This is a genomic window from Streptomyces shaanxiensis (genome assembly GCF_039537145.1).
Classification (GTDB): domain Bacteria; phylum Actinomycetota; class Actinomycetes; order Streptomycetales; family Streptomycetaceae; genus Streptomyces; species Streptomyces shaanxiensis.
This window is the reverse complement of the sequence record NZ_BAAAZY010000010.1, coordinates 1,041,135-1,063,799: the sequence shown is the minus strand read 5'-3', so window position 1 is coordinate 1,063,799 and position 22,665 is coordinate 1,041,135. Positions and strand designations below refer to the sequence as shown.

The following is a 22,665-nucleotide window of genomic DNA, read 5'->3' as shown; positions in this document are numbered from 1 at the left end:
CGAGAACAGGACGAACGCATCGAGGTCCAGCTCGCGCGTCAGCTCGTCGAGGACGAGCGCGGAGGCGACCTTGGCGTGGAACACGTCCGCGAACCGCTGCGGCGTCAGCGACTCGATCACTCCGTCGTCCAGCACACCGGCGGTGTGCACGACGGCGGTGAGTCCGGGCAGGTCGGCGAGGAGGGCGCGGACGGCGTCGCGTTCGGCGACGTCGCAGGCCACCACGTCGGCCCGCACGCTCTCGCGCAGTTCGTCCCGCAGTGCGGCGGCGCCGGGCGCGTCCAGGCCCCGGCGGCTGGCCAGAACGACCCGCTCCACGCCCCGCTTGGCGAGGTCACGGGCGACGTGCGCGCCGAGCGCGCCAGTACCGCCGGTGATCAGGACGGTGCCGGTCGGCTGCCACGCCGTACCGGCCGGGCGCGGTGCCTTGCCGTATCGGCGGGCGAAGACGCCCTCGGGCCGGACGGCCACCTGGTCCTCGGCGCCCGTGAGTACGGCAGCAAGTAGCTCGGGTGCACCCTGTACGTCGACCAGGCCGCCCCACTGGGCGGGCAGTTCGAGCGCGGCGACGCGGCCGAGGCCCCAGACAGCGCTCTGTCCCACGTCGGCGATCGGCTCGCCCGCGACCGAGACCGCGCCGCGTGTGACCGCCCACACCGGGGCGGCGATGCCGCGGCGCGCAAGCGTCCGGACGAGTTCCAGCGTGCCGGACACGCCGACCGGGACACCGCCCGCGTCGGTGCCGTCCGACAGTGCCAGCAGCGAGACGACGCCGTCGTACGGCGTTTCGGGCAGTTCCTCGACGATCGTGCCGCCGACCGCAGCGGCGACCTCGGCGGCCCAGGCGTCGTCGGCCAGCCCGGCCGGCACCACGACCAGCCACGTGCCGGTGACCGAGCCCGTCGGCGTGACCGGCGTCCAGGACTCGCGGTGCCGCCAGGAGTCCACGGCGGGCTGCGCGGAGGCGGTGGCCTCCAGCAGCGTCGGCCAGTAGCGCTCGTGCTGGAAGGCGTACGTCGGCAGGTCCACGCGGCGGGCGCCGGTACCGGCGAACAGCGGCACCCAGTCCACGGTCACGCCGCTCACGTGCAGCCGCGCCAGGCCTGTGACCAGCGCGGACTCCTCGTCGCGGTCCTTGCGCAGCACCGGGGTGATCACGGCATCCGGGGCCGTCTCGGCGACCATCGCGGACAGCACACCGTCAGGGCCGATCTCCAGGAACGCCGTGGTGCCCGCGTCGCGCAGCGCCGTGACGTTGTCGTGGAACCGCACCGCCTCACGGACATGACGGACCCAGTAGTCGGGGCCGGTCACGTCACCCGTCGTCACGACCGGGATCGCCGGCTCGTGGAACGTCAGGCCGCCGACCACCGCACGGAAGTCGTCCAGCATCGGTTCCATCAGCGGTGAGTGGAAGGCGTGGCTGACCGGCAGCCGCTTGGTCCTGCGATCGGCGAAGAGTTCGGCGATCCGCTCGACCTCGGCCGCGTCGCCCGCGATCACCACGGACGTCGGCCCGTTGACGGCCGCGATCGACACACCGCCGGTGAGATGCGCGGCGGCTTCCTCCTCCGTGGCCTCGATCGCCAGCATCGCGCCGCCCGCGGGCAGCGCCTGCATCAGCCGGGCCCGCTCCGACACCAACGTGCAGGCGTCCTCCAGCGACAGCACCCCGGCCACATGCGCGGCCGCGATCTCACCGATGGAATGACCCGCCAGCTGATCGGCCCGCACACCGAGCCACTCCGTCAGCCGGTAAAGGGCCACCTGGAGGGCGAACAGCGCGGGCTGGGTGTGACGGGTCTGGTTCAGCAGCTCCGCGTCCGCACCCCACATCACCTCGCGCAACTGCGGGTCCAGGTGGGCGAGTACGTCGTCCAGAGCGCCCGCGAAGACCGGGAAGCGGTCATACAACTCCCGGCCCATGCCGAGCCGTTGCGCCCCCTGCCCGGAGAACAGGAACGCGAGCTGCTGCTCGGTGGCCTCGCCCCGGGCGATCTCCGCTCCGTCCGCGAGGACCACCCGGTGCTCGAACCGGCTACGACCGGTGGCGAGGGAGTAGGCGATGTCGAGGGGACTGGCATCGACCGCGGCGAGGCGGGCGACCTGGTCGGCAAGAGCCTGCTCGGTGCGGCCCGACACGAGGACCGGGACGACACCCGGCGTCACGCGCACCGGCTCATCCCGCTCCGGGGCGGACTCCGGCGCCTGCTCGATGATCACGTGCGCGTTGGTGCCGCTGACGCCGAACGACGACACACCGGCCCGGCGGGCGCGGCCGGTGGCCGGCCAGTCACGGCGTTCGGTGAGGAGTTCGACGCTGCCGGTCCCCCACTCGACGTTGGTGGACGGCGCGTCGACGTGCAGGGTGCGGGGTACAACGCCGTGCCGGAGCGCCATGACCATCTTGATGACGCCGGCGACGCCGCCGGCCGACTGCGGGTGGCCGATGTTGGACTTGATGGAGCCCAGCAGGACCGGTGTCTCGCGGTCCTGGCCGTACGTGGCGAGTACCGCGCCCGCCTCGATGGGGTCGCCGAGCGTGGTGCCGGTGCCGTGCGCCTCGACCACGTCGACGTCGCCCCCGGAGAGCCCGGCGTTGGCGAGGGCCTGCCGGATCACCCGCTGCTGCGACGGCCCGTTCGGCGCCGTAAGGCCATTGGACGCACCGTCCTGGTTGACGGCCGAGCCGCGCAGGACGGCGAGGACTTCGTGGCCGTTGCGCCGGGCGTCGGACAGGCGCTCCAGCAGGATCACGCCCGCGCCCTCGGACCAGCCGGTGCCGTCGGCGGCGTCGGCGAACGCCTTGCAGCGGCCGTCGGGGGCGAGACCTCCGGTGGCGGTGAAGGCGGAGTAGGCGTTCGGCGTGGTCATCACCGCGACACCGCCGGCGAGCGCGAGGTCGCACTCGCCGTTGCGCAGCGCCTGCGCCGCCCAGTGCATCGCGACCAGGGACGAGGAGCAGGCGGTGTCGACGGTGACGGCCGGGCCCTCCAGGCCGAGCAGGTAGGAGATGCGGCCGGACAGCACGCTCGCGGAGAACGCGGTGGTGGCGTAGGGGCCGGTCTCCTCCACCGAGCGGTTCAGGAGCGACTCGTAGTCCTGCCCTGTCGTACCGACGAAGACACCGGTGGGGCTGCCCTTGAGCGTGACCGGGTCGATGCCGGCACGCTCCAGCGCCTCCCAGGAGGTCTCCAGGAGCAGGCGCTGCTGCGGGTCCATGACGACGGCCTCACGCGGCGAGATCCCGAAGAAGCCGGCATCGAAGTCGGCGACGGCGTCGAGGAATCCGCCCTCGAACGTGGCGCTGGCCAGGCTGTCCAGGTCCCAGCCTCGGTCGGTGGGGAAGCCGGAGACGGCGTCGCGGCCGTCGAACACGAGCTGCCACAGCTCCTCCGGCCGGGTGACGCCACCGGGGTAGCGGCAGCCGATGCCGACGATCGCGATCGGGTCGTCGGAGGCAACCGTGGCGGCACGCACCTCGGCGGGGGCGTCGGTCCTGCCGAAGAGTTCCTCGCGCAGGTAGCCCGCCAGCGCGGTCGCGGTCGGGTGGTCGAACACCACGGTCGTGGGCAGCGGCAGGCCGGTGACGGCCTTGAGCTTGTTGCACATCTCGACGGCGGTCACCGAGTCGAAGCCCAGCTCGCGGAAGGCCCGCCCGGCCGGCAACGTGTCGGTCTCCGCGTAGCCCAGGGTCTTGGCGGCCTCGGTGCGCACGAGGTCGAGCAGGGCCCGGTCGCGCTCCACGGCGGACAGCGCGGCGAGCCGCTGCTTGAGGGCCGACTCGTCCCGTTCCACCGGGCTGTCGGCGAGGGCCTGCCGTACTTCCGCGATGCCGTTGAGCAGGGGGCTCGGCCGCTCGGCGGTGAAGCTCGGGGCGAACGTCGCCCAGTCGATGTCGGTGACGGTGAGCTGCGTCTGGTCGTCGGCGACCGCCTGCCGCAGCACGGCCATCGCCAGCTCGGGCGCCATCGACCCGATGCCGCGGCGGGCGAGTTCGTCGTAGAGGCCGTGGTCGGCGGCCATGCCCGCGTCGGCCCACGCACCCCACGCGATGGACAGGGCGTGGCGGCCCTGGGCGCGGCGCAGTCGGGCGAGTCCGTCGAGGTAGGCGTTGGCGGCCGCGTAGGCGGGCTGTCCGCCGCTGCCCCAGCTCGCCGCGCCGGACGAGAACAGGATGAACCGGGCGTCCGGCGCCAGCTCGTGCAGATGCCAGGCTGCCGCCATCTTGGCGTCCAGGATGCCGGTGACGGCGTCGAACGACAGCTCGCCGACCGGTGCGTCACCCGTGCCGACGCCCGCCGCGTGCACGACGACGGTCAGGTCGTCGACACGGTTCACGACGGCTTCGAGGGCGGCGCGGTCCGCCGCGTCGCAGGCCTCGATCGTCACCCGGGCACCGAGCGCCTCCAGTTCGGCCCGCAGCTCCTGCGCACCGGGCGCACCGGCACCGCGGCGGCTGGTCAGTACGACGTGCTCGGCGCCGGCCTCGACCAGCCAGCGGGCGACATGGCCGCCCAGCGCGCCGGTCCCGCCGGTGATCAGGGCGGTTCCGGTGGTGCGGAACTCCGGCCCGTGCTGGGCCGTGGCCCGCACCAGGCGTCGGGCGAAGACACCGCCCTGCCGGACGGCGACCTGGTCCTCGGTGCCGGTGAGCACCGCCACGAAACGCGTCGCGGACCGGTCGTCCATCTCCTCCGGCAGGTCGATCAACCCGCCCCAGCGGTACGGCAGTTCGAGCGCGGCCACCCGGCCGAGTCCCCACAGCGCGGTCTGCGTCGGGTGCGCGACCTCGTCGTACACCGCCTGCCGGGTGACCGCCCACACCGGCGCGGAGATGCCCGCCTCGGCCAGCGCCTGCAGCAGCGTGACAGTCAGGGCGAGACCGGCCGGGTGGTCCGGCGTGCCGATGAGGCCGGTCAGGGCCACCACTCCGCTCGGCACGACCGCGAGGTCCACCAGCTGTGCGGCGAGTCGGGCCCGGTCGGCATCCGCGTCGAGCTCGACCCGTACGACGTCCGCGTGCGCGCCGACGGCCGCGATCACGTCGGCATCGGTCACGCCGGCCGGGGTGACGACGAGCCATGTCCCGGACGGCGTCCCGGACACCGTGACGGGCGCCCACTGGTCGCGGTAGCGCCAACCGTCGATCGTGGAACGGGCCTTGCGCTGGGCACGCCAGGTCCGCAGCGTGTCGGCGAGCGTTTCGTCGGTGATGCCGATGGTGTCCAGCTCGCCGTTGTCGACGAGTGTCCAGAACTCTGCGTCGACGGGGTCGCTCTCGGCCGCGCTGGGCTGCAGGGGCTCGGGCCAGTAGCGGGAGTGGTCGAAGGCGTAGGTGGGGAGGTCGATGCGGCGGGCTCCGGTGCCTTCGTAGAACACCTGCCAGTCGACCTCGATGCCTGCGGCCCACGCCTCGCCGAGGGAGAGCGCGAACCTGGCCGGGCCGCCCTGGTCCCGGCGCAGGGAACCGACCGCCACGACGTCCAGTGCGCCGTGATCGTCCGCGGTGGACTGCAGTGGCATCGTCAGCACCGGATGCGCGCTGGACTCGACGAACACGCGGTATCCGTCATCGATCAACGCCCGGGTGACCTTCGCGAACTCGATCGGCCTGCGGGCGTTCAAGTACCAGTACTCCGGGCCCAGTTCCGTCGTGTCGATCCGCTCGCCGGTCACCGCCGAGTAGAACGGGATACCCGCCGTCCGAGGAGTCGTCTCCGCCAGCATCTCCAGGAGGCGTTCCCGCAGCGGCTCCACCTGCGGGCCGTGCGACGCCACCGTCGAGGGCACGATCCGCGCCCGCTCGCCCCGGCTCACGCACAGGTCGACGAACTCGACCAGCTCAGCCTCCGGACCAGCCACCGTGCACGCATTCGGGCCATTGATACCGGCCACCGACAGTGCCGGCCAGGCCTCGATCAGCTGGCGCACTTCCTCCACCGGAAGTGCCACGGAGGCGACCGCGCCCCGGCCCACGAGTTCGTCCGCGAACAGCTGGCTGCGCAGCACCACGATCCGGACGGCGTCCTCAAGGCTCAGCGCACCCGCCACGAAAGCGGCCGCGATCTCACCCTGGGAGTGGCCCACCACCGCGCCCGGCTCCACACCGAACGACCGCCACGTCTGCGCCAACGACACCATCACCGCGAACAACACCGGCTGCAAGATCTCGATGCGCTCCAGCAGCTCCGCATCACCCCGCAGCACGTCGGTGACCGACCAGTCCACGAAGGACCCGATCACCCGGTCGCACTCCCCCACCCAGTGCGCGAACACCTCGGAGGAGTCGAGTAGTTCGACCGCCATACCGGCCCACTGCGAGCCCTGACCGGGGAACACGAACACCGGACCAGGGCCGACCTCACCGGCCACACCCCGCACCAACTGCCCATCCACCAGCACCGCCCGGTGATCAAACACCGACCGCCCCAGCAAAGACCAGCCCACATCCACCGCGCCGGCCTCAAGCGCCTCCAACCGCGCAACCTGCGCATCCAACGACCGCTCAGACCGCGCCGACACCACCCACGGAACCCCAAGCCCCGAACCCACGGCACCGGACTCCGCCGACTCCTCGGGGACAGCCGCCTCCAGGATCAGATGCGCGTTCGTCCCACTGATCCCGAACGACGACACACCCGCCCGACGCGGACGCTCCCCACCAGGCCACTCCACCGCCGACGTCAACAACTCCACCGACCCAGCCGCCCAATCCACATGCGACGACGGCTCGGTCACGTGCAGCGTCCGCGGCAGCACCCCGTGCTCCAGGGCCTTGATCATCTTGATCATGCCGGCGACACCCGCCGCCGACTGGGTGTGCCCGATGTTGGACTTCACGGAGCCCAGGTAGAGCGGTACATCACGGTCCTGGCCGTACGTGGCCAACAGGGCTTGCGCCTCGATCGGGTCGCCGAGCGACGTCCCCGTACCGTGCGCCTCCACCGCGTCCACATCCGCAGTCGAGAGACCGGCGGAAGCCAGCGCCTGCCGGATCACCCGCTGCTGCGAAGGACCATTCGGCGCCGTCAGACCATTCGACGCACCGTCCTGATTCACCGCAGACCCACGCACCACCGCCAGCACCCGATGCCCGTTGCGCACCGCATCCGACAGCCGCTCCAGCACGACCATGCCCACACCCTCGGAGAACCCGGTGCCGTCGGCGTCGTCGGAGAAGGCCTTCGAGCGGCCGTCCGCCGAGACGCCGCGTTGGCGGGAGATCTCGATGAAGGTGGCCGGCGTCGACATGATCGCGACGCCGCCGGCGAGGGCGAGGTCGCACTCGCCCTGTCGCAGTGACTGCACGGCGAGGTGGGTGGCGACGAGCGACGACGAGCACGCGGTGTCGATGGACACGGCAGGGCCTTCCAGGCCGAGCACGTACGAGACGCGGCCCGAGGCGACGGAGGGGGAGCTGCCGGTGCCGTGGTAGCCCTCGAACTCGGTGCCGAGGAGCTGGGCGTAGTCGTTGTACATCACGCCGGCGAACACACCGGTCGCGCTGCCGCGCAGCGAGAGCGGGTCGATGCCGGCTCGCTCCAGGGACTCCCAGGACGTTTCCAGCAGCAGGCGCTGCTGGGCGTCGGTGGCGAGGGCCTCACGGGGTGACATGGCGAAGAACGCCGGGTCGAACTCGCCCGCGTCGTGCAGGAATCCGCCGAGTCGGGTCGCGGAGGTGCCGGTCTCGGCGTCGGCCGCGAACAGGGCGTCCAGGTCCCAGCCGCGGTCGGCGGGGAACTCGGAGATGGCGTCGGTGCCGTCCAGGACGAGCTGCCACAGCTCCTCCGGGGTGGTGACCCCGCCGGGGAAGCGGCAGGCCATGCCGACGACGGCGATCGGGTCGTCGTCCACGGCGGTGTGCACGCGTACGGCCGCGGTCTGGTCGCTGCCGAACAACTCGTCGCGCAGGAACTCGGCGAGGACGGCGGTGGTCGGGTAGTCGAAGACCAGTGTGGCCGGCAGCCGCAGCCCGGTGACGTTGCCGAGGCGGTTGCGCAGGTCGACGGCGGTCAGCGAGTCGAAGCCGAGGTCGCGGAAGGCCCGTGAGGCGTCGAACGTGGTGCCGTCGGCGTGGGCGAGGACGGCGGCGACCTGGGTGCGGACGATGTCGGTCAGCGCGTCGATGCGTTCGGCGTCGCCGAGCGGGCGCAGGCGCTGCACCAGGCCGGACGCGGCGGCCGAGCCGGCGGCGGTGCGGCGGGTCCGGGTGCGGACGAGGCCGCGCAGCAGCGCGGGGACGTCTCCCTGGGCGCGCAGGGTCGCGAGGTCGAGGCGGGCGGGGAGCAGGACCGGTTCGGCGGTGGCGAGGGCAGCATCGAACAGGGCCGTGCCCTGCTCGGCCGACAGCGGCGGCATTCCGGCGCGCACGAGGCGTTCGCGGTCGGCTTCGGTGAGGGTGCCGGTGAGGCCGGCCGTGGAGTCCCAGGTGCCCCACGCGAGCGAGACGGCGGGCAGTCCGAGGGCGCGACGGTGCGCGGCGAGGGCGTCGAGGAAGGCGTTGCCCGCCGCGTAGTTGCCCTGACCCGCGCCGCCGAGCAGTCCGGCGGCGGAGGAGAAGACGACGAACGCCGAGAGGTCCGCGGTGAGTTCGTGCAGGTGCCAGGCCGCGTCCACCTTGGGCCTGAGCACGGTGGCGAGCTGCTCCGGCGTCAGCGATTCGATGACGCCGTCGTCGAGCACGCCCGCGGTGTGCACGACGGAGCGGATCTCGTGCCGGGCCAGGAGGTCGGCGAGTGCGTCCCGGTCGGCGACGTCGCAGGCGACGACGTCCACGTGCGCGTCGAGCTCGGCGACCCATTCCGGGGTACGGCCGCTGCGGCTGGCGAGGACCAGGTCGCGGATGCCGTGCCGGTGGACGAGGTGCCTGGCGATGACGCCGGCGAGGCCGCCGGTGCCGCCGGTGACGAGCACCGGCCCTTCCCAGGCGATGTCGTCCTGTGCGGCGGCGCGGGCGAGGCGCGGCGCGTACGCCTTGCCGTCGCGCAGGCGCAGTTGCGGCTCGTCGGAGGCGAGTGCCTGCGGCGGTACGGCGGCGAGGTCGGTGTCGCTGTCGTTGTCGTTGTCGCTGTCGTTGTCGCTGTCGCTGTCGATGCTGATGAGCTGGAACCGGCCGGGGTGCTCGGTCTGCGCGGAGCGCACCAGGCCCCACACCGCCTGCCCGGCCAGGTCTCCGTGGCGGGTGACGAATGCGAGCCTGCCGGGGCGTTCCTCGGCGATCCACTCCTGGAGCAGGCCGAGGACACGGGTGGTGAGGGCGTGCGTGGACCCGATCACGTCGTCGGGGTCGCCGGTGTCATCGGTGCCCAGGGCGTGTTCGACCACGACGTCGGCGATGTCGGCGGATGTGGCGTCGGGCAGCGTGACCTGCGTCCAGTCGACGCGGAACAGCGCGTCCCGGTGGATGTCGTCGAGCGGCGTCTGCGCGAGGGGGCGTACGACGAGGGACTCGACGGACGCGACGGGGCCGCCCTCGGTGTCGGCGAAGGCGAGCTCCATGCCGTCGGCCCGGGGGGTGAGGCGTACCCGGAGGGTCGTGGCGCCGGTGGCGTGCAGGGACACGCCTTCCCAGGCGAAGGGCAGTCCGGCGCCGTCGCGGGTGAGCAGCGCGGCGTGCAGGGCGGCGTCGAGGAGGGCGGGGTGGATGCCGAAGGTGCCGGGCTCCACCCCCTCGGGCAGCGCCACCTCCGCGAACACCTCGTCGCCGCGCCGCCACACGGCCCGCAGGCCCTGGAAGACGGGGCCGTACTCGAAGCCGAGGTCCGTGAAGGTGTCGTAGCAGCCTTCGACGTCGACGCGTTCCGCACCGGTCGGCGGCCAGACAGTGGCGTCGAAGTCGCTGGTGTACGCGCCGTCGCTCAGGGTGCCGGAGGCGTGTTCGGTCCACGGTGTGTCGCCGTCGGGGCGGGAGTGGATCGCGACGCGGTGGCGGCCGTTGTCCTGCGGGGTCTCCTGCGAGGTCTCCTGTGGGGTGACGGAGACCTGGAGCTGGACGGCGTGGTCGAGGACGAGGGGCGCCGAGATGGTGAGTTCGTCGAGGCGGTCGCAGCCGACCTCGTCGCCCGCGCGGAGCGCGAGTTCCACGAATGCCGTGCCGGGCAGCAGCACCCGCCCGCCGACGGCGTGGTCGGTGAGCCAGGTGTGGGTGCCCGGGGACAGGCGGCTGGTGAAGAGCACGCCGTGGGCGCCGGCCAGGTCGACGGCCGCGCCGAGCAGCGGGTGCGCCACCGCGGTGAGGCCGAGGCCCGTCGCGTCGCCCGCGCCGGTCACGGTGGCCGGCCAGTAGCGCTGCCGCTGGAAGGCGTAGGTGGGCAGGTCGACCGTCGTGCCGCCGGTGAACAGGTCGTCCCAGCGGACGGTCAGGCCGCGCACATGCGCCTGCGCCAGGGCGGTGAGGAGTTGTCGCCGGCCGCCCTCGCCGCGCCGCAGGGTGCCCAGGGCGACGGCGTCGACGCCCTCGGCCTCCAGGGTCTGCTCGATGCCGACGGTGAGGACGGGGTGGGCGCTCGGTTCCACGAAGAAGCGGTGGCCGTCGGCGAGCAGGGCGCGGGTCGCCCGCTCGAACTCCACGGTGTGGCGCAGGTTGGTGAACCAGTACTCGGCGTCGAGTCCCGCGGTGTCGATCCGGGTGCCGGTGACGGTCGAGTAGAACGGCACGTCACCGGTGCGGGGCGTGATCGGGGCGAGGTCGGCCAGGACGCGTTCGCGGATCTCCTCCACCTGCGGGGTGTGCGAGGCGTAGTCCACGGCGATCATGCGGGCGCGGATGTCCTCGGCCTGGCAGTCGGCAACGATCTCCTCCAGCGCGGCGACCTCGCCGGCGACGACGGTGGAACCAGGGCCGTTGACGGCGGCCACGGCGATCCGGTCGCCGTACTTCTCGATGCGCGGCCGGATCCGGTCGGCGGGCAGCGACACGGACAGCATGCCGCCGCGCCGGGACAGCGCCTCGTCGACGGCCTGGCTGCGCAGGGCCACGATGCGCGCGGCGTCGTCGAGGCTCAGGGCTCCGGCGACGGCCGCGGCGGCTATCTCGCCCTGGGAGTGGCCGACGACGGCGTCGGGCTCGACGCCGTACGAGCGCCACACCTCCGCGAGGGACACCATCACCGCCCACAGCACGGGCTGGACGACGTCGACCCGTTCCAGGGACTGCTCGTCGCGCAGGACGTCGAGCAGTGACCAGTCCACGTACGGCCGCAGCGCCTCGGCGCACTCGGTGAGGCGGCGGGTGAACGCCTCGTGGGAGCCGAGGAGTTCACGGCCCATGCCGATCCACTGGGAGCCCTGCCCGGGGAACACGAACACGGTGCGGCCGCTGATGTCGGCCCGGCCGGTGACGGTGTCGTCCGGGCCGTCGCCGAGGACGACGGCGCGGTGCTCGAATGTCGTCCTGTCGTTGAGGGAGTGGGCGATGTCCAGCGGGTCGCCGTCCAGGTCCCTGATCCGTTCGAGCTGTTCGCGCAGCGCGGCCTCGGACTTGGCGGACACCAGCCTGGGGACGTTCCCGTCCGTGGGGCGCGGGGCCGGGGTTTCGGTGACGGTGGGGCCTTGCTCCAGGATGACGTGCGCGTTGGTGCCGCTGACACCGAACGACGAGACACCGGCGCGGCGGGGGCGGTCGGCCGCCGGCCACGCGGTCTGCTCGGTGAGCAGTTCGACGGAGCCCTCCTCCCAGTCGATGTGCGAGGAGGGTTCGGTGATGTGCAGGGTGCGCGGCAGCACACCGTGCCGCATGGCGAGCACCATCTTGATGACGCCGGCGACACCGGCGGCGGCCTGGGAGTGCCCGATGTTGGACTTCACGGAGCCCAGGTAGAGCGGTACGTCGCGGTCCTGGCCGTAGGTCGCGAGCAGGGCCTGCGCCTCGATCGGGTCGCCCAGCGGGGTGCCGGTGCCGTGTGCCTCCACGGCGTCCACGTCCGCCGTCGTGAGGCCGGCGGAGGCGAGGGCCTGGCGGATGACGCGCTGCTGCGAGGGCCCGTTCGGTGCCGTCAGACCATTCGACGCACCGTCCTGGTTGACGGCGGAGCCGCGGACGACGGCGAGGATGCGGTGCCCGTTGCGGAGGGCGTCGGACTGCCGCTCCAGGACGAGCTGGCCGACACCCTCGGCCCAGCCCACGCCGTCGGCGGAGTCGGAGAACGCCTTGGAGCGGCCGTCCGCGGAGATGCCGCGCTGGCGGGAGAACTCGATGAACGTCGACGGCGTCGACATCACCGTCGCACCGCCCGCGAGCGCGAGATCGCACTCGCCGCTGCGCAGCGACTGGATCGCCCAGTGCATCGCGACCAGCGACGACGAGCAGGCGGTGTCGATGGTGACCGCCGGCCCCTCGAAGCCGAACACGTACGACATGCGGCCCGAGGCCACGCTGCCCGCGCTGCCCTGGCCCTGGTGGCCTTCGAGGTCACCGCCGCCGAGGAGGGACTGGTAGTCGTTGTACATCAGGCCGGTGAAGACACCGGTCCGGCTGCCCTTCAGCGCGACCGGGTCGATGCCGGACCGCTCCAGCGCCTCCCACGCCGTCTCCATCAGCAGCCGCTGCTGGGTGTCCGTGGCCAGCGCCTCGCGGGGCGACATGCCGAAGAACTCGGGGTCGAAGAGCGCCGCGTCGTGCAGGAAGCCGCCGGAGCGGGTGTACGAGGTGCCCAGGTGGTCGGGGTCGGGGTGGTAGAGGGCGTCCAGGTCCCAGCCGCGGTTCGCCGGGAAGCCGCTGATCGCGTCGGTGCCGCCCAGCACCAGCTGCCACAGTTCGTCGGGGGTGGTGACGTCACCGGGGTAGCGGCACGCCATGCCGACGATCACGATCGGGTCGTCGTCGGCCGGGGTCGCCGTGGCGACCGGAACGAGCGCGGCCGGTGCGTCGGTGCCGAACAGCTCGCCCTCGATGTGAAAGGCGAGGGCGGCGGCGGTCGGGTAGTCGAAGATCAGCGTGGCCGGCAGCCGCAGCCCGGTGGCCGTGCCGAGACGGTTGCGCAGCTCGACCGCGGTGAGCGAGTCGAAGCCGAGGTCGGCGAACTGCTGCTCGGCGTCGACGGCGTGCGCTCCGGCGTGCCCGAGCACCCCGGCGATCTCGCCGCGCACCAGCTCCAGCAGCGCTTCGAGACGCTCGGCGTCCGCCCGCGCCGACAGCCGCGCCACCAGCGACACGGCGGTCTCGGACCCGGCGACCGAACGCTTGGCGCGGGTACGGATCAGACCGCGCAGCAGCGGCCGTACCTCGCCCCGGGCCCGCAGCACCGACAGGTCCAAGAGCGCCGGGACCAGAACGGCCTCGTCGCTCGCCAGTGCCGCGTCGAACAGCGCGACGCCCTGCTCGACGGTGATCGGCGGCAGCCCGGCGCGGCGCATGCGCTCGACGTCCGCCTCGGGCAGCGCACCCGCCATGCCGCCTTCCCAGGCGCCCCACGCCAGCGACAGCGCGGGCAGGCCGGCCGCCCGGCGGTGCTCGGCGAGGGCGTCGAGGAACGCGTTCGCGGCGGCGTAGTTGCCCTGGCCTGCGCTGCCGATGGTGCCCGCCACCGAGGAGAAGACCACGAACGCCGAGAGGTCCTCGGTGAGTTCGTGCAGGTGCCAGGCGGCGTCGGCCTTCGGCGCGAACACCGTGTCGAGGCGGTCGGGGGTCAGCGACTCGACGACCCCGTCGTCGAGGGTGCCGGCCGCGTGCACGACGGAGCGGACCGGGTGCTCCGCCAGCAGCCCGGCGAGCGCCTCACGGTCGGCGACGTCGCACGCCACCACCGTGACGTCGGCGTCCAGCCCGTCCACCCACTCCGGCCGGCTGCCGCTGCGGTTGACCAGGACCAGGTCGCGGATGCCGTGATCGTCGACGAGGTGCCGGGCGACGATCCCGCCGAGGCCGCCGGTGCCGCCGGTGATGAGCACCGGCCCTTCCCAGGTGACCTCCCGCTCCCCCGCTGTGGCCCGGGCGAGCCGGGCGGCGCGCACCACGCCGTCACGGATGGACAGTTCGGGTTCGTCGATGCCGAGGGCCCGGGCGACGAGTTCGTCGGAGCCGGTGTCGGATTCAACGGTGCTGCTGTCGGTGTCGATGATGCCGAACCGGCCCGGGTGCTCGGTCTGTGCCGACCGCACCAGGCCGCGCACGGCCGCCCCGGCGAGGCACCCGGCACCGGTGACGAAGGCGAGCTTCTCGGGCCGCTCCTCGGCGATCCACTGCTGCATCGCTTCAAGCGCCCGCGCGGTCAGCCGACGCACCGACTCGACGACGCCTTCCTCGGCGACGGCGACGACGGGCTCGATGACGACCCCGGTCGGGGGCTCGACGGGCACATCGACGGGAACCCAGTCGACGCGGAACAGCGCGTCCCGCTCCGGACCCGCGGCCCGCGCCGCCGCCGTGTCCTCCCGTACGACGAGGGCGTCGACGCTCGCGACCGGCGCGCCGGTGGTGTCGGCCAGCGCGATGGCGTACCCGTCGGCGCCCCGGGTCAGTCGCACCCGTACCGACGAGGCGCCGGTGGCGTGCAGCGACACGCCCTCCCACGAGAACGGCAGCCGGGCGCCGCCGTCGACGAGCAGCGCCGCGTGCAGGGCGGCGTCGAGCAGCGCCGGGTGCAGGCCGAAGCCCCGCACATCGGCACCCTCCGGCAGCGCGACCTCGGCGTACACGGTGTCGCCCGCGCGCCACACGGCACGCAGGCCCTGGAACAGCGGGCCGTACTCGAAGCCGAGGTCCGCGAACCGCTCGTACGCGCCGTCGACCTCGACGGGCTCGGCGGCCGGCGGCCACACCGTCGCGTCGAAGTCGCTGCCGCCCGTCCCGACAGCCAGCGTGCCCGTCGCGTGCGGCGTCCAGGGCCCGTCGACGTCGTCCTCGGGCCGCGCGTGCACGGTGAACGAACGGCGGCCGTCCACCTCCGCACCGACCCAAGCCTGCGCCTGCACGGACCCGCGCGCGGGCAGCACCAGCGGTGCGGCGAGCGTCAGTTCCTCGACCCGGTCGCAGCCGACCTCGTCACCCGCGCGCAGCGCCAGCTCCACCAGGGCGGCACCCGGCACGAACACCTCGCCGCGCACGGCATGGTCGGCGAGCCAGGGGTGCGTACGCAGCGAGAGCCGCGACGTGAAGAGATGCCCGGCTGATCCGGCGAGCTCCACGGCAGCGCCGAGCAGGGGGTGTTCGACGAATCCGAGACCGGCGGCGGCGACGTCCGTCCTGGGCGTGGGCTCGGGCCAGAAGTACTGGCGCTGGAAGGGGTAGGTGGGGAGGTCTACACGGCGGCCGCCCTCGTAGAACGGCGTCCAGTCGACCGGCACGCCGGTGACATGCAGCCGGGCCAGAGCGGTGACGAAGGCGGTCGCCTCGTCCAGGTTCTTGCGCTGGGCGGGCACGGCGTCCGCGACGAGCGCGGAGAGTACGCCGTCGGGACCGATCTCCAGGAACGCCTTCGCGCCCAACGCGGTGACGTGGTCGTGGAAACGGACCGTCTCACGGACATGCCGCACCCAGTACTCCGGGTCCGTCACATCCCCACTGGCGGTGAACGGGATCGCCGGGGCGTGGAAGGCGAGTTGGCCGACGACCGTGCGGAAGACGTCCAGCATCGGCTCCATCAACGGCGAGTGGAAGGCATGGGAGACCTTCAGCCGCTTGGTCCGGCGATCAGCAAAGCCTTCGGCTATGCGCTCGACCTCGGCCTCATCGCCCGCGATCACCACGGAAGACGGGCCATTGACGGCGGCTATCGACACCAACTCGGTGAGCTGCGCGGCGACTTCCTCTTCGGTCGCCTCGATCGCCACCATCGCCCCGCCCGACGGCAACGCCTGCATCAGCGACGCCCGCGCGGACACGAGCTTCGCCGCGTCCTCCAGGCTCAGGACACCGGCCACATGCGCGGCAGCAATCTCACCGATCGAGTGACCGGCCACATGAGCGGCCTTCACACCGAACGACTCCGCCAGCCGGTACAGCGCGACCTCGAAGGCGAACAGGGCAGGCTGCGTATGACCGGTCTGGTTCAACGCCTCCTCGTCCTCGCCCCACATCACCCCCCGCAGCGCCGGGTCGAGATGCGCGAGTACCTCATCCAGAGCACGGGCGAACACCGGGAACCGCTCATACAACTCCCGGCCCATACCGAGCCGTTGAGACCCCTGCCCCGAGAACAGCACGGCCACGGGCTTCCCGCCGCCCGCCACACCCCTGGCGATCTCCTCGCCGTCCAGCACCACCGCCCGGTGCTCGAAGAGCGACCGCGTGGTCAGCAAGGAGAACCCGATGTCGGCGGCGTCGCCCTCAACGCCGTGCAGCGCCCCGACCTGCTCGCTCAACGCCTCGTCCGACTTGGCCGAGACGATCCACGGCACCCCGCGCACAGGGCCGACCGCTGGCTCGGGGACGTCCGCCGCGGGCGCCTGCTCCAGGATCACGTGCGCGTTCGTCCCACTGACACCGAACGACGAGATACCGGCCCGACGTACCCGATCCACCTCAGGCCATGGCGTGTCGGAGGTCAGCAGCTCCACCGCACCCGCCGACCAGTCGACGTGCGACGACGGCGCGTCCACGTGCAGCGTCCTCGGCAACAACCCGTGGCGCATGGCCATGACCATCTTGATGACACCGGCGACACCGGCGGCGGCCTGGGTGTGCCCGATGTTGGACTTCACGGAGCCCAGCAGCAGCGGCCGGTCCGCATCGCGGTCCTGACCGAGCGTGGCGAGCAGCGCCTGCGCCTCGATCGGGTCGCCCAGCGTGGTGCCGGTGCCGTGGGCCTCGACGGCGTCGACGTCCGCGGTGGACAGACCGGCGCTCGCGAGAGCCTGCCGGATGACGCGCTGCTGGGACGGACCGTTCGGCGCCGTGAGCCCGTTGGACGCACCGTCCTGGTTGACCGCCGAGCCCTTGACGACGGCCAGGATCCGGTGACCGTTGCGGATGGCGTCCGACTGCCGTTCCAGTACGACGATGCCGGCGCCCTCGGCCCAGCCCACACCGTCGGCCGAGTCGGCGAAGGACTTGCAGCGGCCGTCGGCGGAAAGGCCGCGCTGGCGGGAGAACTCGATGAAGGTCGACGGCGTCGACATCACCGTCACGCCGCCGGCGAGCGCCAGCGTGCACTCGCCGCTCCGCAGCGCCTGCGCGGCCAGGTGCAGTGCCACCAGGGAGGACGAGCAGGCGGTGTCGACGGTGACGGCCGGGCCCTCGAAGCCGAAGGTGTAGGACACGCGGCCGGAGGCGAAGGTGCCCGCGCTGCCCATGCTCTGGTAGCCCTCGAACTCCGAGCCGCTGATCAGCACCGAGTAGTCGGTGTACATGACGCCCGCGAACACGCCGGTGCGGCTGCCGTGCAGGGTCAGCGGGTCGATGCCCGTGCGCTCCAGTGCCTCCCAGGAGGTTTCAAGGAGCAGGCGCTGCTGCGAGTCGGTCGAGAGTGCCTCGCGCGGGGACATCCCGAAGAACGCCGGGTCGAACTCGCCCGCGTCGTGCAGGAAGCCACCGGACCGTGTGTACGAGGTGCCGGTGTGGTCGGGGTCGGGGTGGTAGAGCGCGTCCACGTCCCAGCCGCGGTTGGTCGGGAAGCCGCTGACCGCGTCGACGCCGTCGGAGACGAGGCGCCACAGGTCCTCGGGGGAGGCGACGCCGCCGGGGTAGCGGCAGGCCATGCCGACGATGACGATCGGGTCGTGGGACAGGGCCGCCGTGGACGCGGTGGCCACGGCGGGCAGGTCCGGCGTCGGCGCGTCGGTGCCGAACAGTTCGTCCAGGAGGTGGTCCGCCAGCGCGCCGGCGTTCGGGTAGTCGAAGATCAGGGTGCTGGACAGGCGCAGGCCGGTCGCGGTGGTGAGCTGGTTGCGCAGTTCGACAGCGGTCAGCGAGTCGAAGCCGAGGCTCTGGAAGGCCCGGCCGGGGTCGATCTCGTCGGTGCCGACATGGCCGAGCACTGCCGCGACCTGGCCGCGCACCAGGTCCAGCGCGGCCTCGCGCCGTCCCTCGGCGGGCAGTGCGGCCAGCCGCTGCGCGAGGGACGCGGCGGTGTCCGAACCGGCGACCGCGCGTCGGGCGCGGACCCGGATCAGGCCGCGCAGGATCGGCGCGACCTCGCCGCGTCCGCGCAGCACCGGCAGATCGAGGCGCACCGGCACCACGGCCGCCGTACCGGCCGTCGCACCGGCCGTCAGGGCGGCGTCGAACAGTTCGACGCCCTGCTCCGCGGTGATGCCGGGGATGCCGGTACGGGCCATGCGGTCGGCGTCGGCGCCGGACAGCATGCCGGCCAGCCACGGGCCCCACGCCAGCGAGGTCGCGGGCAGCCCGGCGGCCCTGCGATGTTCGGCGAGGGCGTCCAGGAAGGTGTTGGCGGCCGCGTAGTTGCCCTGTCCTGGGGTGCCGAGGGTGCCGGCGACGGAGGAGAAGACGACGAAGGCGGACAGGTCGGCGGTGAGTTCGTGCAGGTGCCAGGCCGCGTCCACCTTGGGCGCGAGCACCGTGTCGACACGTTCGCCGGTCAGCGACTCCACGACACCGTCGTCCAGCACGCCCGCCGTGTGCACGACGGCCCGCACCTCGTGCCGTGCCAGCAGCGCGGCGACGGCGTCCCGGTCGGCGACGTCGCACGCCTCGACGACGACCCGCGCGCCCAGCGCCTCCAGCTCGGCGGTGTCCGCCTCCCCCCGGCGGCTGACCAGCAGCAGGTCACGCACGCCGTGCGCGGTGACGAGGTGGCGGGCGACGAGCATGCCGAGCCCGCCTGTGCCGCCGGTGATCAGCACCTGGCCGTCCCACTCGGGTCGGGTGCCCGCCGGGACGCCCGCCGGGGTGTCGGCCCGGAGGAGGCGAGTGAGGCGCGGAGCGGCCACCTCGCCACCGCGGATGCGTAGTTGAGGCTCATCGAGGCTCATGGCCCGGGCGACGAGTTCAACCGAATCCGACTCGGTGCCGGAGTCGGAGTCGGAGTCGATGATGCCGAACCGGCCGGGGTGCTCGGTCTGCGCCGACCGCACCAGACCCCACGCGGTGGACGCGGCCAGGTCACCGGCACGGGTGACGAACACCAGACGCTCGGGGCGCTCGTCGGCAAGCCACTCCTGGATCTTCGCCAGGACCCGCTTGGTGATCTCGTGCGCCGAGTCGACGACGTCGTCCGACGGCGCCGCGAGGTGTTCGAGTACGACGTCGGCGGCGCCCTCGGCGGGCAGCTCGACCGGCGTCCAGTCGACGTGGAACAGCGCCTCGCGCGCGATCGAGGTGCCGAGGTCGCCGCTGGGCAGCGGGCGGGTGACCAGGGAGTCGACCGAGGCGACCGGGGCTCCGGTGCCGTCGGCGAGGGCCACGGAGACCGACTCGTCGCGGGTCCGGATCCGTACCCGCAGCGCGGTCGCGCCGGTGGCGTGCAGGGACACGCCCTGCCACGCGAAGGGCAGACCGCCGCCGGCCGCGCTCAACTCGGCGGCGTGCAGCGCCGAGTCCAGCAGCGCCGGGTGCAGTCCGTATGCCGCCGCGTCGGCGTCCGTACCGGGGCCGGTGCCTTCCGGCAGCGCAACCTCCGCGTACACGCTCTCGCCGAGCCGCCATGCCGCTCGTACACCCTTGAAGGCGGGGCCGTAGGTGAAACCGGCGTCGGCGAAGCTCTCGTAGAACCCGTCCACGGGGACCGCTTCGGCCCCGGGCGGCGGCCACGCGGTCGCGTCGAAGTCGTCGTGGACGGTGCCCGCCGCGAGGAACCCGGTGGCGTGCTCCAGCCAGGGGGTGTCGGCGTCGAGCCGCGAGTACACCGTGACCGGGCGGCGCCCGGTGCCGTCCGGCGCCCCGACGGCGACCTGTACCTGGATCGACCCGCGCTCCGGCAGCACCAGCGGCACCGACAGGGTCAGCTCGTCCAGCCGGTCCAGGCCCACCTCGTCGCCGGCCCGCAGCGCCAGCTCGACGAAGGCGGTGCCGGGGAACAGCACCCGGCCCGCCACGACATGGTCCGCGAGCCACGGGTGCGTGCTCACCGACAGCCGCGAGGTGAACAGGGCACCGTCACCGCCCGCGACCTCGACCGCCGCGCCGAGCAGCGGGTGTTCGACGGCGGTCAGGCCCAGTCCGGAGGCGTCGACCGCGCGGCCGGAGGCAGAGGGCCAGTAGCGCCGACGTTGGAAGGGGTAGGTGGGGAGGTCTACGCGGCGGCCGCCCTCGTAGAACGGCGTCCAGTCGACCGGCACGCCGGTGACATGCAGCCGGGCCAGAGCGGTGACGAAGGCGGTCGCCTCGTCCAGGTTCTTGCGCTGGGCGGGCACGGCGTCCGCGACGAGCGCGGAGAGTACGCCGTCGGGACCGATCTCCAGGAACGCCTTCGCGCCCAACGCGGTGACGTGGTCGTGGAAACGGACCGTCTCGCGGACATGCCGCACCCAGTACTCAGGATCGGTCACATCCCCACTGGCGGTGAACGGGATCGCCGGGGCGTGGAAGGCGAGTTGGCCGACGACCGTGCGGAAGTCGTCCAGCATCGGCTCCATCAACGGCGAGTGGAAGGCATGGGAGACCTTCAGCCGCTTGGTCCGGCGATCAGCAAAGCCTTCGGCTATGCGCTCGACCTCGGCCTCATCGCCCGCGATCACCACGGAAGACGGGCCATTGACGGCGGCTATCGACACCAACTCGGTGAGCTGCGGGGCGACTTCCTCTTCGGTGGCCTCGATGGCCACCATCGCGCCACCGGGCGGCAACGCCTGCATCAGCGACGCCCGCGCGGACACGAGCTTCGCCGCGTCCTCCAGGCTGAGGACACCGGCCACATGCGCCGCCGCGATCTCACCGATCGAATGACCGGCCACATGAGCGGCCTTCACACCGAAGGACTCCGCCAGCCGGTACAGCGCCACCTCGAAAGCGAACAACGCCGGCTGCGTGTAACCGGTCCGGTTCAGCAGCTCCTCGTCCTCGCCCCACATCACCCCGCGCAGCGCCGGGTCCAGATGAGCCAGCACGTCATCCAGCGCCCACGCGAACACCGGGAACCGCTCGTACAACCCCCGGCCCATGCCCAGCCGTTGCGAGCCCTGCCCGGAGAACAGCACAGCAAGCTGCCGCTCCCCCACCACACCTCTGGCGATCTCCTCACCATCGAGCACCACAGCCCGGTGCTCGAACAACGACCGCGTGGTCAGCAAGGAGAACCCGATGTCGACGGCGTCGCCCTCGGCACCCCGCACCGCCTCGACCTGCTCGCCCAACGCCCCCTCGGACTTGGCCGAGACAACCCACGGCACCCCGTGCACAGGACCTGCCCCGCGCTCGGGCGCTTCCTCCGCAGGCGCCGCCTCCAGGATCACGTGCGCGTTCGTCCCACTGACACCGAACGACGAGATTCCGGCCCGACGCGGGCGCCCCAACTCCGGCCAGGCCGTGGCGGACGTCAGCAGTTCCACCGCACCCGCCGACCAGTCGACGTGCGACGACGGCGCGTCCACGTGCAGCGTCCTCGGCAGCAACCCGTGCTGCATGGCGTACACGACCTTGATCACGCTCGCGACGCCGGCGGCGGCCTGGGTGTGGCCGATGTTGGACTTGACCGAGCCGATCAGCAGCGGGCGGTCGGCGTCGCGGTCCTGGCCGTAGGTGGCCATGAGGGCGTGGGCCTCGATCGGGTCGCCCAGAGCGGTGCCGGTGCCGTGTGCCTCGACCGCGTCCACCTCGGCGGCGGACAGGCCGGCCGAGGCGAGCGCCTGCCGGATCACCCGCTCCTGCGACGGGCCGTTGGGCGCCGTAAGGCCGTTGGACGCGCCGTCCTGGTTGACCGCCGAACCCCGCACCACCGCCAGCACCCGGTGCCCGTTGCGCACCGCGTCCGAGAGGCGTTCCAGTACGAGGACGCCGGCGCCCTCGGACCAGCCGGTGCCGTCGGCGGCGTCGGAGAAGGCCTTGCAGCGGCCGTCGGCGGCGAGTCCGCGCTGCAGGGTGAACTCGACGAAGGCGTGCGGCGTGGCCATGACCGTGACACCGCCGGCCAGGGCGAGGGAGCATTCGCCGCCGCGCAGCGCCTGGGCGGCGAGGTGCAGGGCGACCGAGGACGACGAGCAGGCGGTGTCGACGCTGACGGCGGGGCCCTGGAAGCCGAAGGTGTAGGACATGCGGCCGGACAGGACGGATGCGATGAGGCCGGTGGAGGCGTGCCCGTCGCCGTCCACGGACACCAGGTCGGCGTAGTCCTGGCCGTTGGTGCCGACGAACACGCCGGTCTGGCTGCCGCGCAGCGCGGCCGGGTCGAGGCCGGCCCGCTCCAGTGCCTCCCAGGCCACCTCCAGCATGAGGCGCTGCTGCGGGTCCATGCCCAGCGCCTCACGCGGGGAGATGCCGAAGAAGTCGGCGTCGAAGTCGGCCGCCGTGTCGAGGAAGCCGCCCTCGGTGGCGAGGGAGGCGCCGGAGCGCAACGTCTCCAAGTCCCAGCCGCGGTCGGTGGGGAACGGGGAGAGGACGTCGCGTTCCTCGGCCACCACGCGCCACAGGTCCTCGGGGGTGCTGACACCGCCGGGGAAGCGGCATGCCATGCCGACGATCGCGATGGGCTCGGTGCGGTCGCGTTCCAGTTCGAGGACGCGTTCGCGAGCCCGGCGCAGCTCGACGGTGACTCGCCTCAGGTAGTCGGCAACCTTGTCCTGCTGCTCTTCCTGCACTGGTCCGTCCTCATTTCACGCGGGCACAACAAG

At 72.8% G+C, this 22,665-nt stretch carries 1 protein-coding gene (cut by a window edge); it reads right to left on the bottom strand.

Going from position 1 to position 22,665, the window contains the following annotated elements:
- A protein-coding gene (locus ABD932_RS18350; RefSeq protein WP_345013963.1) for a type I polyketide synthase crosses the window boundary here: on the bottom strand, positions 1 to 22,632 show its 5' portion. The gene continues 5,307 nt to the left of window position 1, outside the view; 22,632 of the gene's 27,939 nt are visible here — the first part of the coding sequence; it begins with the start codon at positions 22,630 to 22,632; the stop codon falls past the left edge of the window.
- Positions 22,633 to 22,665 lie beyond the last annotated feature (33 nt).